This is a genomic window from Motiliproteus sediminis (genome assembly GCF_017912535.1).
GTDB classification, from domain to species: domain Bacteria; phylum Pseudomonadota; class Gammaproteobacteria; order Pseudomonadales; family Balneatricaceae; genus Motiliproteus; species Motiliproteus sediminis.
The window spans coordinates 109,447-124,877 of sequence record NZ_JAERQK010000009.1 but is presented as its reverse complement, the minus strand read 5'-3'; the positions used below and the strand labels follow the sequence as shown (position 1 = coordinate 124,877).

The 15,431-nt window shown below is 52.0% G+C and carries 15 protein-coding genes; all 15 read right to left on the bottom strand.

From position 1 onward, the window contains the following. Nucleotide 1: 1 nt before the first annotated feature. Nucleotides 2–772, bottom strand: a complete 771-nt coding sequence (locus JJQ76_RS14705; RefSeq protein WP_210397634.1) for an AglZ/HisF2 family acetamidino modification protein — start codon at nt 770–772, stop codon at nt 2–4. Nucleotide 773: 1 nt separating this feature from the next. Then, nucleotides 774–1,388 carry an imidazole glycerol phosphate synthase subunit HisH gene (gene hisH, locus JJQ76_RS14700; RefSeq protein WP_210397633.1) on the bottom strand — a complete coding sequence of 205 codons (615 nt, stop codon included), beginning with the start codon at nt 1,386–1,388 and terminating at the stop codon, nt 774–776. 2 nt (nt 1,389–1,390) lie between these two features. Continuing rightward, nucleotides 1,391–2,320 carry a methionyl-tRNA formyltransferase gene (locus JJQ76_RS14695; protein WP_210397632.1) on the bottom strand — a complete coding sequence of 310 codons (930 nt, stop codon included), beginning with the start codon at nt 2,318–2,320 and terminating at the stop codon, nt 1,391–1,393. Further along, entirely contained in the window at nt 2,320–3,423 is a 1,104-nt protein-coding gene (locus JJQ76_RS14690) for a DegT/DnrJ/EryC1/StrS family aminotransferase (protein ID WP_210397631.1), read from the bottom strand. Before JJQ76_RS14690 ends, JJQ76_RS14695 begins: the two co-directional genes overlap by 1 nt. Before the next feature lie 4 nt (nt 3,424–3,427). Further along, the gene (locus JJQ76_RS14685; protein WP_210397630.1) at nt 3,428–4,396 is read right to left on the bottom strand and encodes an NAD-dependent epimerase/dehydratase family protein; all 969 of its coding nucleotides are present in this window, start codon (nt 4,394–4,396) and stop codon (nt 3,428–3,430) included. Beyond that, nucleotides 4,393–5,340, bottom strand: a complete 948-nt coding sequence (locus JJQ76_RS14680) for a Gfo/Idh/MocA family protein (protein WP_210397629.1) — start codon at nt 5,338–5,340, stop codon at nt 4,393–4,395. Before JJQ76_RS14680 ends, JJQ76_RS14685 begins: the two co-directional genes overlap by 4 nt. Continuing rightward, entirely contained in the window at nt 5,337–5,837 is a 501-nt protein-coding gene (locus tag JJQ76_RS14675; RefSeq protein WP_210397628.1) for an acyltransferase, read from the bottom strand. Before JJQ76_RS14675 ends, JJQ76_RS14680 begins: the two co-directional genes overlap by 4 nt. 3 nt (nt 5,838–5,840) lie before the next feature. Next, nucleotides 5,841–7,007: a DegT/DnrJ/EryC1/StrS family aminotransferase gene (locus tag JJQ76_RS14670; RefSeq protein WP_210397627.1), complete on the bottom strand. Its 1,167-nt coding sequence runs from the start codon at nt 7,005–7,007 to the stop codon at nt 5,841–5,843. A 224-nt stretch (nt 7,008–7,231) separates the two neighbouring features. Beyond that, nucleotides 7,232–8,542, bottom strand: a complete 1,311-nt coding sequence (locus JJQ76_RS14665; protein WP_210397626.1) for a phenylacetate--CoA ligase family protein — start codon at nt 8,540–8,542, stop codon at nt 7,232–7,234. A gap of 250 nt (nt 8,543–8,792) precedes the next feature. Beyond that, nucleotides 8,793–9,644 carry a dTDP-4-dehydrorhamnose reductase gene (rfbD, locus tag JJQ76_RS14660; protein WP_210397625.1) on the bottom strand — a complete coding sequence of 284 codons (852 nt, stop codon included), beginning with the start codon at nt 9,642–9,644 and terminating at the stop codon, nt 8,793–8,795. Further along, nucleotides 9,641–10,174: a dTDP-4-dehydrorhamnose 3,5-epimerase gene (rfbC, locus tag JJQ76_RS14655; protein ID WP_210397624.1), complete on the bottom strand. Its 534-nt coding sequence runs from the start codon at nt 10,172–10,174 to the stop codon at nt 9,641–9,643. Before rfbC ends, rfbD begins: the two co-directional genes overlap by 4 nt. Then, a complete protein-coding gene (gene rfbA / locus JJQ76_RS14650; RefSeq protein ID WP_210397623.1) occupies nt 10,171–11,052 on the bottom strand; it encodes a glucose-1-phosphate thymidylyltransferase RfbA in 882 nt (293 codons plus the stop codon). The genes rfbC and rfbA overlap by 4 nt, the downstream gene beginning before the upstream one ends. Continuing rightward, on the bottom strand, nt 11,052–12,098 hold the full coding sequence (gene rfbB, locus JJQ76_RS14645) for a dTDP-glucose 4,6-dehydratase (protein ID WP_210397622.1): 1,047 nt from the start codon (nt 12,096–12,098) through the stop codon (nt 11,052–11,054). Before rfbB ends, rfbA begins: the two co-directional genes overlap by 1 nt. 447 nt (nt 12,099–12,545) lie before the next feature. Next, the gene (locus tag JJQ76_RS14640) at nt 12,546–13,970 is read right to left on the bottom strand and encodes a mannose-1-phosphate guanylyltransferase/mannose-6-phosphate isomerase (RefSeq protein ID WP_246480870.1); all 1,425 of its coding nucleotides are present in this window, start codon (nt 13,968–13,970) and stop codon (nt 12,546–12,548) included. Between the two features lie 43 nt (nt 13,971–14,013). Beyond that, on the bottom strand, nt 14,014–15,423 hold the full coding sequence (locus JJQ76_RS14635) for an undecaprenyl-phosphate glucose phosphotransferase (RefSeq protein ID WP_210397621.1): 1,410 nt from the start codon (nt 15,421–15,423) through the stop codon (nt 14,014–14,016). Between the last annotated feature and the right edge of the window lie 8 nt (nt 15,424–15,431).

The following is a 15,431-nucleotide window of genomic DNA, read 5'->3' as shown; positions in this document are numbered from 1 at the left end:
GCTATTTACCACCCAACAATTCATCGAGCTCTGCCATCTTTGGAAACTTAATCAGCACGCCGAGCCCCTTGCCCTGAAACACCGCCATGCTTCCGATTCCAACCGCGCTGGCTCCGGCCCCGTCAACCACGTCCTTGATATCTTCGAGCTTGCCCGCTCCGCCTAGCGCGACCACAGGGACCGAGACCCGGCTGCTAACGGTTTGAATCAGCTCTCGATCAAATCCGGCCCAAGTACCATCACGATCGATCGAGTTGACCACGATCTCGCCGACACCCAGCTCCTGCGCCAGCTCAAGAATCTGGTGCAGGGCTTCAGGCCTTTTGCGCCTGCCATTGTGGGTACAGGCGAACATCTTCTTAGTGAGCCAGTGGCGCTTGATATCCAGGGTCAGCACGATGCTCTGGGAGCCAAACCGCGACACCGCGGCCTTGACCAGCTCCGGCTGGTTAAAGAACGCGTGGCTGACCGACACCTTCTCGACACCCAGCGTAAAGAGCCGCTCATAGTCTTTCAGGCTACTGACCCCCCCGCCGTAACAGATCGGCATGAAGCATTCGGACGCCACCTGCTCTAGCAGTTCAAAGTTGATCCCGGATTGCCGAGCCGTGGCATCGATATCAAGGAGAAAAAGCTCATCGACCTCCATCTGGTTGAAAATCCGAACGGCATTGATCGGGTCGCCAACATAGACTTCATTTTTGAAGCCGGTCGTTTTTACCAGCCCCTTGCCTTTCAACAGCAGGCAGGGGATCACTCGAGTACGTAGCAAGTTAAAGCTCCGAAAAACTTTTCATGAGGGCGAGACCGAACTTATGGCTTTTCTCGGGGTGAAACTGGACCCCATAGATGTTATCGCGCTGGACCGCACAAACAAACTCACTGCCGTGTTTGCTGGTCATCAGAACATCTGACGGGTCCGAGCAGCAGAAATGGAAGGAATGGACAAAGTAGAAGCGGGGATCATCTGGAAGCGAATCGGTCAGTACATTCGTCCGCCGGGAGAACACCCGGTTCCAGCCCATGTGCGGAATCTTAAGCCCCTGTTCGAGCACATCGTCGCCGAAGCGCACTACCTTCCCTGGAATCCAGCCCAACCCCGGCAGGTCGCCCTCCTGGCTGGACTCGGCCAGAACCTGCATTCCCAGGCAAATACCCAGCAAAGGGACCTTCTGCGTCAGAACCTTGTGGTCGAGTACCTCTCTTAGGCCGCTGCGGGTCAAGTTGGCCAAGCCATGGTCCCAGCTACCAACGCCAGGCAGGATGAGTTTCTGTGCCTGCTCAATGGCCGCAACGCTCGAGACCACTTCGCTTGGCACATCAATATAGTTGAACATGTTTCGGACCGAGCCGAGGTTGCCCATTCCGCAGTCGACGATAGATATCATTGCTATTGCTTGCCACTCAATTCAAAGCTTTTAGCAGGCGAGGAGAGTCGCCGAAAAAGACTGGCCAGAGTTCGATCGCCCTGTTCATCGGCCGCCTCGGTTACCAATATGCCCCGGCCATCGCCGCAACAGATAACGGCCCCCCGATCGATGTGACAGACGACCTGCCCGGGAATACCACTGATCGGAAAATCAAAGGCTTCGGCCTTAAGAATATAAACCTTACGGCTGTCGATAAAGGTAAAGCTGTCCGGATAGGGTGCACTCAAGGTCCGGATAAATCGCAACGTTGCTTCGGCGCTTCGGTTCCAGTTGATCGCGCTGTCTTCAGGACGACGCTTTGCACAGTAACTGGCATCCCGGTGAGGCTGGGTCATACGGGGCTGTTCGCCCCGTATGACCCGGTCAAACACCCGACCAAAACTCTTTTCGATCGCCCGGTCCAGCGAATCGATAATGCTGTTCACGTAGCCACCGTCGTTGGGGATCGACCATTGATGATAAACATCGCCGGTATCCATACCCTGGTCAAACTTGAACAGTGACGCCCCGACTTCAGCATCGCCATTGAGCAGCGACCAGATCAACGGAGCATGCCCCCGGTACCGGGGCAACAGCGAGTTGTGAATTCCAAAAAAACCTAGCAGTGGGCGCGAAATGAGCGCCTCGGGGATCACCCGGTACCAACCACAGACGAAAACTACATCGGGCTCGGTCCGTTCGACCAGAGCTTGAAGCTGGTCATTGTTTTCCAGCACATTGATCTCCGAGCCCTGATCGCTCGCCAGCCGCTTGATATCGTCAAAACAGCTCCTTAGATCGGATCGATCATTAAGCGTGGCACAGCTAAGCCGGTGATCGCCCTGTTGATACAGTGAACGCAGACACCTCAGGCCTGTGCTCTTGGAGCCGACAAACAGGATATGACTCACTAGGTCGCTCCAGAGACAAATTCGACAATCGCGTCGCAGACCCGGCCCACGTCAACGTTATCATGGCAGGGAAGCGTAATTGTGTTCTGTTCCAGCCACTGGGAGTTGGGTTGAATGCGCTGATATTTTTTCGCGTAATAACTCGTTGCGCTCAGGCTGTACGTGCCCAGTGTGGATTCGATATTCACCGTATTCAATCGGTCGATAAGCACATCCCTGTAGATACCTGCCGGGACCGTTAACACGATCGACTGAACATTATGGATATATCCCGCATCGACAGACTGCCGGGCAAAGCCATGGTTCCCCAGAAGACCCATATATCGCGCCATCATTGTCTGGCGTCGCTCAATCACTGAATCCAACCGGGCCAGCTGTTTCCATCCCAGCAAGGCTTGGAATTCACTCATTCGATAATTGTATCCGTAATCGATAAAGTCGGCTCCGACGCCCCGGACACCCCTGGCACCATGATTGAGCTTGATCTCCAGCGCCTCTGCGTACTGAGGATTATTGGTAGTGATGGCACCACCTTCTCCGGTGGTCAGTAATTTCCTTGGGTGAAAACTGAAACAGGTCATATCGGCGATCGCGCCGACTTTTACACCCTGGACAGAGCTCCCCAGCCCGCAGGCCGCATCCTCGACCAGCGGGATCCGCTTGGCGCGGCAGATCTGCTGGATCTCCAACAGGCTGCTGGGACAACCAAAAGCATCAACAAAAATAACTGCTTTGACAGAGTCGATCTTGTTCCGCAAGTCCCGAGCCGACATGTTGTAGGTATCCCGATCCACATCGACAAAGACCGGTATGGCCCCCAAGTCCTCGACGACATTCGCGGTCGCCGGAAAGCTGAAGTCAGATATCGCCACTTTATCGCCGGCGCCAATTCCCAGCACCTTCAAACACAGCGACAGGGCCGTGGTTGCAGAAGTCGTCAAGAAAGCATGCCTGGCTCCGGTATATTCCGACAATGCCTTGATAAAACGAGAGACATTGACTCCCCGGGTAAACTGCCCCGAGTCGAAAATATCCCTGAGCTCTGACTCGACGTCGTCAAAGTCAATATAGGGTTCTACCAGCTTAACCCGCTGACTGCTCATAATTTCAACTTCCAAACTCGTTGCGGTACCAGGACAGCGTCTGATCCAGCCCTTGATCAAACGGGGTCAGCCTGTAGTCGATAAGTGTCTTAACCTTTTCATTGCTAGCGATATGGCACTGCACATCGGCATGCCGGGCTGGTTTTGCCGCGATCGGGCCCAAATAGTCGAAGTACTCGCATATTCGTTTAACCAGCGTCTTGATATCGCAGCAGTTGTCGGTAGAAATATTCACACTTTGACCGGCTTCAAGCACCGGGAAGAGCTTCACAACCGCATCGACCGTATCTTCGACGTAGATAAAATCGCGTGTCTGGGTACCTTTACCATGAATCTCGGGCTCGACACCGTGAGTCACCCGCCAAGCGGTAATAGGAATCACACCGGCCAACAGGCCTTTATAATTCTGCCGGGGGCCGTAATTATTGAATGGCCGGACTATAAACGCATCCAGCCCGAACATATTGACGTAGCTTTCAATCGCCAGATCAGCCGCTGCCTTGCCGGCGGCATAGGTGGTCGTTGGCTTCTTGGGATGTTCTTCATCCATCGGCTCATAAACAGCGGTACCATAAACCTCGGAGGTCGAAAAATGGCACAGCGTCTTGAATCCACCCTTTCGCTGTATCTCGAGCAAGTTCAACACCCCTCTGACATTGGTATCAAACGCATTCGACGGATTCAAAAACGAGTAATTAAGCGCCTTGGTCGCACAGTTAAAGACAAGGTCCACCGTATGATTACTGAATATGTAATCAAGACTGGTCGCCAACTCAATATCCTCTTTATAAAAGAGAGCCCCTTTTTCCAGCGCAGATTCGATATTGCGCTCACTGCCCAGAAAAAGGTTATCGACGACGATAACCTTTTTAGCACCTTCGCTGATCAGCCGGTCCACTAGGTGGCTGCCGATAAAGCCAGCACCACCGGTGACTAGGACGGTGCTGTTTGCAATGTCTAACCTGTCAATCATCCGATCTGTTCCAACACTCGATAACTCAACTGCAACGACTCAAGCCCAGCTTCAATATCGGGAATCTGATCGCTCTCCCCCGTACAGAGCCCAATAAAACTCTGCAACTCGACTAGCAGGGCCTCCTGTGGCTTCACTTCAACCTGCTGTTCGATCGAAGCGATGGTGTAGGGTTTATTGGCATCTTGGATCACCTCCGACTGCTTATTGATGATCACTTCTTTTCTCAACAGCTCACCATCGATAAACGAGCTATCCGTTGTCACCTGGATCTGACGGATTTTCTTCTCGGTCATCCGGCTGGCCAGTATCCGCGACATCGCCCCACTTTCATGGACCATCATCGCATTGGCAAAGGCAACCAGGCCGTGCTCCTTCGCACCGAAGGCCATAACCGATTTCACAGGTCCATTGAGATACAGGGCAAGATCAATATCATGGATCATCAAGTCCAGCACGACATCAACATCCGATATGCGGCTGCTAAGCCGATTGGTTCGCATGAAATCGATATTGATCACTCTCTCATGGTCGAGCATCGGCTTTAATGCCGAAACCACCGGATTGAAGCGCTCGATAAATCCAATCTGGACTTTGACGTTGTACCGCCCCGACAGCGCCTTGATCTTCTCCGCCTCCTCGACCGTCGCAGCAACCGGCTTCTCGATAAAAGCAAAGCGCACCAAAGGGGCGCAGTATTCAAACAGCTCACAGTGGGTACTGGTCGGGGTGGCGATAATGACCGCTTCTGCGCCAGAGAGTGCCGTAGCCAGGTCAGTTGTATAAGGGACACCATACTGCCGACCCAACTGTGCCAGCCGATCTTGCTGAAGGTCATAGATATAGGTCACTTCGACCCCCTTGAGCATTGACAGTATGCGCAGGTGATTGCGCCCCATATTGCCGACGCCCAGCAGCGCAACCCTTAATGACTTATTGTTCATATATCCCCTTCTACCCTGTTGCCGAGCCTGTCCACCTTTGCCACCGCCCTAGCCGGGTTACCAACCACCAGAGTGTAGGGTTCGACATCCCGGGTCACGACGGAGCCGGCGGCGACCATAGCATATTCGCCTATTGTCACCCCGCAGACGACCGTGGCATTGGCCCCTAGGCTGGCCCCCTGCTCGACGCGGGTTTCGGTAATCTGCCAATCGTCATTGAAAGCCCTAGGAACCTTATCGTTAGTGAACGCAACATTCGGACCGACAAACACGTCATCGGCAATGCTGACCCCACTATAGATGGAAACAGAGTTCTGAACCTTGCACCGATTCCCTATCCTAACACCCTGATCAAGATAGACATCCTTGGACAGGATACAATCTTCGCCAACCTGAACACCTTCGCGAATCTGGACATTAATCCACACTTTGGTGCCTGCACCCACGGTAGCATCCGGACTGACATGGGCACTTGGGTGTTTGAAGTAATCTGACACGAACTAACTCCTAATAATCACCTGTACTACGGATTCTATTTCCGACTCCGTCAAGTAGGGGTGCATAGGAATGCTAAACACTCGAGACGCTAGGTTTTCAGCAACATGAAAGTCTGTCACCTGATAGCCTAGATAGGTGAATGCGCGCTGCAAATGCAGCGGAATCGGATAATAAATCGAGTGACCGATATCTGCTGCAGCTAGGGCCTCGAGCACCCTATCCCTTCGCTCCTGATTGGAGGCCAGCAGCGTATACTGTGCCCAAGCGCTTGCCGAATATTCCGGGACGCACGGGACACGAAATCCTTCAGCATCTTGAAGGCAGGCATTGTAGTATGCTGATACTTTCTGCCTAGCCTTGAACTCATCGTCGAATATATCCAGTTTAACTTTCAGATATGCAGCCTGAATGGCATCCAGCCGTCCGGTGACCCCCAGACGGACATTCTCATATTTACTTTCTCCCTGACCATGAACCCTAATCGACTCTAGCAGTTGTTTGGTCTGATCATCATTGCAGAAGATAGCCCCACCGTCGCCGCAGCCACCGAGGGGCTTGGCGGGAAAAAATGATGTACAGCCTATATCAGCTAGCCCGCCAGTCTTGCGCCCCCTGTACGTTGCTCCAAAGCTTTGAGCTGCGTCTTCAATAACGAACAGATCGTTCTCCGCGGCAATGGAATTGATGCGGTCATACTCGGCCGGTAGTCCGAAAAGGTCGACGGCGATAACCCCTTCCGGTTTCATTTCTTTCTCAATGACTGCTGCCGGCAGAGGGTAGATACCTGGATCGCGGCTTCTACAAGCCGCGATGGCCAGTTCAAGCTGCTTAGGATCCATATTGAAGCTAGTTGGGTCAACATCGACAAAAAACGGGGTCGCGCCCAGCAGAGCGATTACTTCAGCGGTCGCAACAAAGGTAAAAGGGGTCGTAAAAATAATACTGCCGGGCCCAACCCCTTTGGCCATCAAGGCCATCAAAAGCGCATCCGTTCCAGAAGCACAACTGACACAGTACGTGGTCCCGGCGTAGGCTGCCAACCGCTGCTCCAGCTCGGCCACTTCAGACCCCTGGATGTACTGACCGCTGTCCAATACATCAACAACCGCCTTTTTGACACGGGTTTCAATTTGTGCGTACTGCCTTTTAAGATCAATCAGGGGAAGCATAACCAAAACTCCATTTCACCCCCGGGCATAAACAAAATACCCGCTCTAGGGCGACTAATTTAAGCGACACACTATATACATACTTGAGGACTTGTTTTTATTAGACCAAAGGACTCAAATAAATTCTACAATCATATTAAGAAAACGAACATAAAACAAATCCAAACAACATTAGAAACATATCCTTGATACACAAGAAAACAATATCACTCTCTACAAAAAATTCATAAATCATCTATATTCTGAACTAATAGTTCAAACTTACGATTATCTGCATACTCCAAGCGATCAACTTTTTTTATCGTAAAATTAATACCATTTGGCACCTTATGCATAAGCGCCTCAATCAGATCATCTTCTGACTCAAAACCCCATGATAAGCCAGGCACGACCCTTACCTCCAACTCACCAGCCTTATGCTGAAAATACTGTATCCCATCAATCCGGGAATAGATACTATCATGGAGATTGAGCGCAGTAGTGGTAATCCAGCTTCCATTAGAGAGGTATATCTTGGCACCGGCCCACCTCCCCTGTACCTGCTTAAATGTCAAACCAACATGTCCACAATCAGGACAAACATCGCCCACATACTCTGCGTAATCACCAGTACGATAGCGGACAAAGATGGTCTTTCTATTGATATATCCAGTTCCTACCAGCTCGCCTCTCTGACCAACCTCTTTTACTTGCTTGCCATCTGCACCAATTAATTCAGCATAGCCATAAAACGGATTAGAATGATAATTCTCACACTCTATTCCCTCATGCGCTAATATCAATTGCTCACTATGACCAAACCACGTAAACATTCTGATGTCTAGCTCTTCCTGAATAAGTTTTTTTTGGTAATCAAATACATTCTCACTACCGCAAAGAAAAGCTTTAACGCACGCAGGTTTACAGTTTTCATTTCTCCAAAAAGATGCAATTGCAAAGGCAGCGCTGGGATATGCATGAACAAACTCTATCCCTCGCCTTTCTATCTCTTTAGTAACATAACCCATATATTCATTATCTAGCCTAAAGTTATCAAAACGAACCTCTTTTAATAAGCGGTTAACCTCATAATCACGACCACCCAGCGAATGATTTCTGAGCACGGCGCGCCATGACTTAGCCCAATCAAAGCCGACCAATGACCACGCGCTCGTCATCCAATACCATTCTACTCCTCTACCACTTTTATCCGCATAAAAAGCAAGCGGCCTGCCTGAAGTCCCCCCAGTACTGACTAACTCCGAGCCTATTTTATCAACCACTAGCGCATCATCAGCACTAATCACCACGTCCTTATCTATATAATCAAAACTTTCTATACTACAGTTCTCGGGGAGATTATTGTAAAATCTACACTGTGCTGCCAACTTAAAGACATAGGAAAGAGATGATTTCGTATATGACAAAACAAAATTATTTTTATCCTCAGATTCTTTATAACGCTCATGTACAGAATGCGCATCTCTAAAACGCCTACCAAATAAAATACTTTTTGGCAAAAAAGAAGCAATATAAATAAAGGCATCATGAAACATAATATACAACAACAATCAGCAATCAATTTAGAGTCAAATGAATAAAAGATCTACATTTTATCATAAATAAAATTTTAAATTTACCAAAATCTATTACAATAGAACTCAGTCAGAATAATAATTAATATATTAACAGAGATGCAAACATATTTTTATCCAAATCACTCATTCCTAGAAAATAGTGTTAACACGCTCATTAACACCACGGAATAAATCATAAAATCAAATACACTTCGTACACGGATAAAAACTATATACTCAACAGTACGTTTTTTATTACTCTATCTAGGCTATCAGAATCATTAAGTACCAACTCAACAAAGGTGTTGCTATCAAGAACTGAATAATTAGGCCTGATCGCAACTGAGAGAAAATTGACAGCTCCAACAGGTTTCAAAGCGGGGATAGAAGTGCTGGATACTTCCGACCAGAGGCGAAAAATATGACCGGAAAACTCATACCAACTAGTAGCAACACCACCACAAAAGTGGTACCTCCCCCAACCAACGTTACGATCGGCCAACCGTAAAACCACCTCAGCCAAATCCCCCGCATAGGTCGGGCAGCCAATCTGGTCATCGACCACCCGGATCTCATCACGCTCTTTGGCCAACCGCAGCATGGTTTTGACGAAGTTATGGCCATACTCGGAGAACAGCCAGGAAGTGCGGATAATCAGGTGTTTTTCCCAGATGCGCCTAATCGCCTCTTCGCCAGCCAGCTTGCTGGCGCCGTACACATTGATGGGGTTGGGATTGTCATCCGGGGTGTAGGGGCTTCTCTTGGTGCCGTCAAAGACGTAATCGGTGGAGATATGAATCAGCGGGATATCGAGTTCAGCGCAAACAACGGCGATATGGGCCGGCCCGTCACGGTTAACCGCATAGGCCAAGTTGGGCTCGGACTCGGCTTGATCGACATTGGTGTAAGCGGCGGCGTTGATCACCGCATCCGGGCGATGAAGCCTGACGCAATCAGTGACGGCTCCTTGATCGGTGATATCGAGCTGTTGGCGATTCAAGGCGACCAATTCATGATCACCAGCACGATCCTGGATACAGCGCCCCAGCTGTCCGTCGGCGCCGGTTAGCAAGATTTTCATCGACATAGATCCGCGAAACGTGGCGCTGCAGCGTCTTTGGGCGACAAGATGACATCCTGTAACGGCCAAGCAATGCCCAGCTCCGGATCGTTCCAGATGATCACACCCTCATCAGCCGGATCGTAGTAATCGGTACATTTATACTCAAAGTCAGCCTGGTCCGAGAGCACCACAAACCCATGGGCAAAACCGGGCGGAATCCACAGCTGGCGTTTATTGGATTCGGACAAAGTTACACCCTCCCACTGGCCAAAGGTCGCGGAGTCGGGCCGAATATCCACCGCCACGTCAAAAACCTCGCCGCGCACAACTCGTACCAGCTTGCCCTGCGGTTTGTTCTTCTGAAAGTGAAGGCCCCGCAGCACGCCCTTTTGAGAGCGCGAGTGGTTGTCCTGAACGAACGACTGGGTGATACCAACGTCCGCGTAACGCTGTTGCTGAAAGGTCTCAAGAAAGAAACCCCGCTCATCATCGAACACCCTCGGTTCAATAACCTTGACCCCATCAAGACGGGTATCGATCACGTTCACTGCGACTCCCCCAGCAAACGCAGCAGGTATTGCCCATAACCAGTCTTGGATAGCGCTTGGGCCTGACTACGTAACTGCTCGCTACTGATCCAGCCTCGCTTGTAGGCGATACCTTCCAGACAGCCTATTTTGAGGCCCTGGCGGTTCTCAACCGTCGCCACAAACTGGCCGGCATCAATTAGCGAATCATGGGTGCCCGTATCCAGCCACGCAAATCCGCGCCCCAACATCTCCACCTGCAGGTCGCCGCGTTGCAGGTAGGCCATATTGACATCGGTGATCTCCAGCTCGCCGCGATCAGAAGGCTTAAGCGACTTGGCAATCTCAATCACATCGTTATCGTAAAAATAGAGACCGGTCACCGCATAGTTGGATTTCGGCTTGACCGGCTTCTCTTCGATGCTGATGGCGCGGCCGTCGCTGTCAAATTCGACCACCCCGAAGCGCTCCGGATCGCTGACATGATAACCAAACACCGTCGCACCGCGGGTGCGGCCGGTCGCAGCCATCAGCTTGTCAGTAAAATGCTGACCAAAAAAGATATTGTCGCCGAGAACCAGCGCCACCGGGCTGTCGCCAATAAAGTCCTCTCCAATAACAAAGGCCTGGGCCAGGCCATCGGGACTGGGCTGTTCGGCGTAGCTCAAGTTAACACCAAACTCGCTGCCATCACCCAGCAGGCGCTGAAAACTCGGCAGATCTTCCGGAGTTGAGATCACCAAAATATCGCGAATACCCGCCAGCATCAGCACCGACAAGGGGTAATAGATCATCGGTTTGTCATAGATGGGCAGTAGCTGCTTAGACACACCGCGGGTAATCGGGTGCAGCCGCGTACCGGAACCTCCGGCCAGAATAATCCCTTTGTAGCTATTCATTACGACTCCCCACCCATACGCTCCAATCGATAATCACCCGAAAGCACCCGCTGCCACCAGTTTCTATTGTCCAGATACCACTGCACCGTCTTGCGTAGGCCCGAATCGAAACTCTCTTGCGGCACCCAGCCCAGCTCATGCTCTATTTTACCCGCATCGATCGCATAACGCCGGTCATGCCCCGGCCGGTCGGGTACGAAGCTGATCAGCTCACGGTAAGGACCGCTCAAGCGCTCATCTGCCGGCGCCAACTCATCCAGCAGTTCACACAGGTTGGTCTTCTCGTTATGCCCACCTATATTGTAGGTTTCTCCAATCCGCCCCACGGTCACGACCCGATAAAGCGCCCGCACATGGTCTTCCACATACAACCAGTCCCTGACCTGCTGACCGTCGCCGTATACCGGCAGCGGCTTACCCGCCAGCGCGTTGAGAATCATGTGCGGTATAAGTTTCTCAGGGAAATGATACGGGCCGTAATTGTTGGAACAGTTGGTTATCACCACCGGCAACCCGTAGGTACGGTGCCACGCACGCACCAAGTGGTCGGAACTCGCCTTGCTGGCAGAGTACGGAGAGCTGGGAGCGTAAGGGGCAGACTCGACAAACAGCCCATCGGGACCAGATAGATCCCCATAGACCTCGTCGGTGGAAACATGGTGAAAGCGAAACTTATCCTGCTCATCAGGCTTCAACGTACGCCAGTAGCTAAGCGCTGCCTGCAACAAGGTGTAGGTGCCGATGATATTGGTGGTCATGAACGCAGCAGGACCGTCGATAGAGCGATCCACATGACTCTCTGCCGCCAGGTGCATCACCGCATCGGGCCGAAAATCGGTAAAAATTTGTGCTAACCCAGGCGCATCGCAGATATCAAGCTGTTGAAAACGGTAGCGCGGGTTGTCATCAACACCGGGCAGCGAATCGAGATTCCCTGCATAGGTCAACACATCGACATTGAATACAACATGCGGTGTTTCAGCCAACAAAAACCGGACCAGAGCCGAACCGATAAAGCCAGCCCCGCCGGTCACAAGAATACGCATAGACATTCTCCCCAGCCTTTGTCGGGGAACATTATCATAGAAGCTGCGCTATCACTGTGATTTCAAGCAATTCGTTGGCATCAATCGCTCGCTCCGCCCCATTGCCGCGTCAGCCACAAAAGGAAGAATTCACCGAGATTAGACGAGCTCCGTCGCCGCCGAACAACCACCCTCCCTCCAAGCCGAAGGGCCAAAAAAACAAGCCCCCGCACCATCCAGGTTTGGGGGCTCTCATAGAGGTCGCAACGTTCCAGTCACACCACGGCATCCGTGCCGCGCGCCGCTCCTTCGACACCTCGTGGATTCCAAGATTAGTCCAGCTAAGGACAAGAGCCATGCGAGTTTTTCCTATTTCGCTATCACGATGCGCGGGCATCGGTATACCACCGAAGTAGTAAAACTCTGGGCGACTCGCTAGCGGGCCAAATAGCGCGCTAGACCGCCCCGCTAGCGCCCATACACATCCTCCAAACGTTCAATGTCGTCCTCACCCAGATAGCTGCCGGTTTGCACTTCAATCAGATCAAGGGGAATCTTGCCGGGGTTTTCAAGCCGGTGAATCTCGCCGATGGAGATATAGGTGGAGTGATTCTCGCTGACCAGAAAGGTCTGCTCCCCTTTGGTCACCCGCGCAGTGCCACTGACCACGACCCAATGCTCGGCGCGGTGATGGTGTTTTTGCAGTGACAGCTGACCACCGGGATTCACGCGGATATGTTTAACCTGAAAGCGCTCCCCCGTATCAATGGAGCGGTAGCTGCCCCAGGGACGATAGACAGTGACCTGATCCTCCGCCTCCGGACGGGCGGACATCTTGAGCTGATTAACGATCTCCTTTACGTCCTGGACACGGCCTTTGCTGGCCACCAGCACCGCATCCGGCGTCTCGACCACCACCAAATCTTCCACACCGACGGCGCCCACCAGCCGCTCAGAACTGCTGATATAGGAGTTTTTCACCTCACTCAGCAGCACATCCCCTTTGACGACATTACCGCTCGCATCCTTGTCAGCGATATCCCAAAGCGCAGACCAGGCACCAACGTCACTCCACCCCGCATCCAGCGGGACTACACGCGCCTGATCGGTTTGCTCCATCACGGCGTAATCGATGGAATCATCCGGGCAACGGGCGAAAGCGAATTCGTCAAGGCGAATAAAGTCCAGATCGGGACGCTCGGTCGATAACGCAGCCTCACAAGCGCTCAGAATCTCTGGCTGATAACGCTTGAGCTCGCCAAGGTAACGGGATGCCCGAAACAGAAACATGCCGCTGTTCCAAAAATAGTCGCCGGAGTCGACATAACGCTGCGCGGTATCACGGTCCGGCTTCTCCACAAACGCAGATACAGGAAGACTAGGCTCACCGACCCGCTCAGGCTCGCCCGCGCAGATGTAGCCGTAGCCCGTTTCAGCGTGGGTAGGCACAATACCGAAAGTAACCAAAGCACCTTGCGTTGCAGCCTCTACCGCTACCCTTACAGCGTCATGAAACGTGCTCTGATCTTGAATCACGTGATCGGCCGCAAGCACCAGAAGCAACGGATCCTCACCATCCCGCATCGCGTGAAGGGCCGCCAGAGCCACCGCTGGTGCAGTATTACGCCCTACCGGCTCAAGCAAAATGCCGCTATGAGACTGATCGATGGCACGCAACTGTTCTGCCACCAAAAAACGGTGAGACTCGTTACAGATCACCAGCGGCGGGCAAAGGCCATCCAATCCGTCGAGGCGCTGCACTGTGTCCTGAATCATTGAGGTGCCGTTCACCAACGGCAAGAACTGCTTGGGGCAATGGGCGCGTGAGGCCGGCCACAAACGGGAGCCAGAGCCGCCCGACATAACCACCGGAACGATACATAGCTGAGACATAACCCTTCCTTAGAATCTTGGCGAAAACTGCACAGGAGCGCCCCTAGTAGGCATTCTTGTTCACAAAACCTTTGAATATAGTGAGGAAAATGATCTTCAAATCAAACCAGAGTGACCAGTTTTCGATGTAGTACAGATCGAACTCGACTCGTTTTTCCATCTTGTCGAGGGTATCGGTTTCCCCGCGCCAGCCGTTAATCTGCGCCCATCCGGTAATACCGGGCTTTACCAGATGGCGTTTCATGTAACCGCCGATAAGCCCCTTGTACTCCTCGTTATGGGCCACTGCATGAGGGCGCGGCCCCACGATAGACATCCGCCCCTGCAACACGTTAAAGAATTGCGGTAGCTCATCCAACGATGTGCGACGCAAAAACGCCCCCAGCGGAGTAATACGGGCATCGTTTTTCTGCGCCTGCTTCACTACCGCACCATTGTCTTGCACCGTCATCGAACGGAATTTGTAGACTTTAATCATCTCGCCATTAATCCCATACCGGCGCTGCTTAAAAATAACAGGTCCGGGCGACGTCGCCTTGATCGCCAGAGCTATCGCCGCCAGTACGGGGCTAATCAGCAGCAGAATGATCGCCGCCAGCACCCGATCTTCAATCGCTTTGAGCACACGATGGATACCATCCATAGGTGATGCGGACAAATCGATCACCGGCAATCCGGCAATCTCTGAAACCGAGTGGTTGATCAATTGAAAGCCAAAGATATCTGGAACAAAGCGCAGATCGACAGGAACATCATCCAACGATTGAAACAACGTTCGCATCCGTTTCTCTTCCTCGAGCGGAAGACAGATCCAAACCTGATCAATTTTCTCGCAACGCACGTACTCCGGGCAGGCTTGCAAGTCCCCCAAAATCGGAATGGGGCGCAAGAAGGTACTTAAAGAGGGTGATTCATCATCGGTAAAAAAGCCAGCCACCTGCAGTCCTATCCAGTTCTCGGTTAGCAGGGTCGTCGCTACACGCTGCCCCAGCTCATCGGCCCCAACAATGACAATGCGGCGGCTGTTGAGGCCGTTTTCCCGAATGAAGCCCAAGAAACCACGCATCAAAAAGCGGGAAAGCACCAGCCCAAGCAGCCCCGATACGTACCAATAGCCAAACCAAAGCCGCGAATACTCTTCTGATGTTTTAGTAAGCACAGCCAACAGCGCCAAAACGGCAAACAGAGAGGTCCAACCAATAAGCAGCGCCCGAGCTTCTTCCATCTTGGTAGCGCCACGCCAGGTCCGGTAAATGGAGAAAAACGGGTAGATCGTAAACGACGCAAACGAAGCGACCACCACGGCCACCATGTAGTTGTGATGAAACGAGCTGGCCCCAATCGACCACCCGATTGCCGCCCAGCAACTCAACACCAGCACGAGCCAATCCAGGCCGCGCAAAGTCCACATCAATGTATGCGAGTGTTCTTTGAGAAAACCGGAATACTTCATCAGCGCCC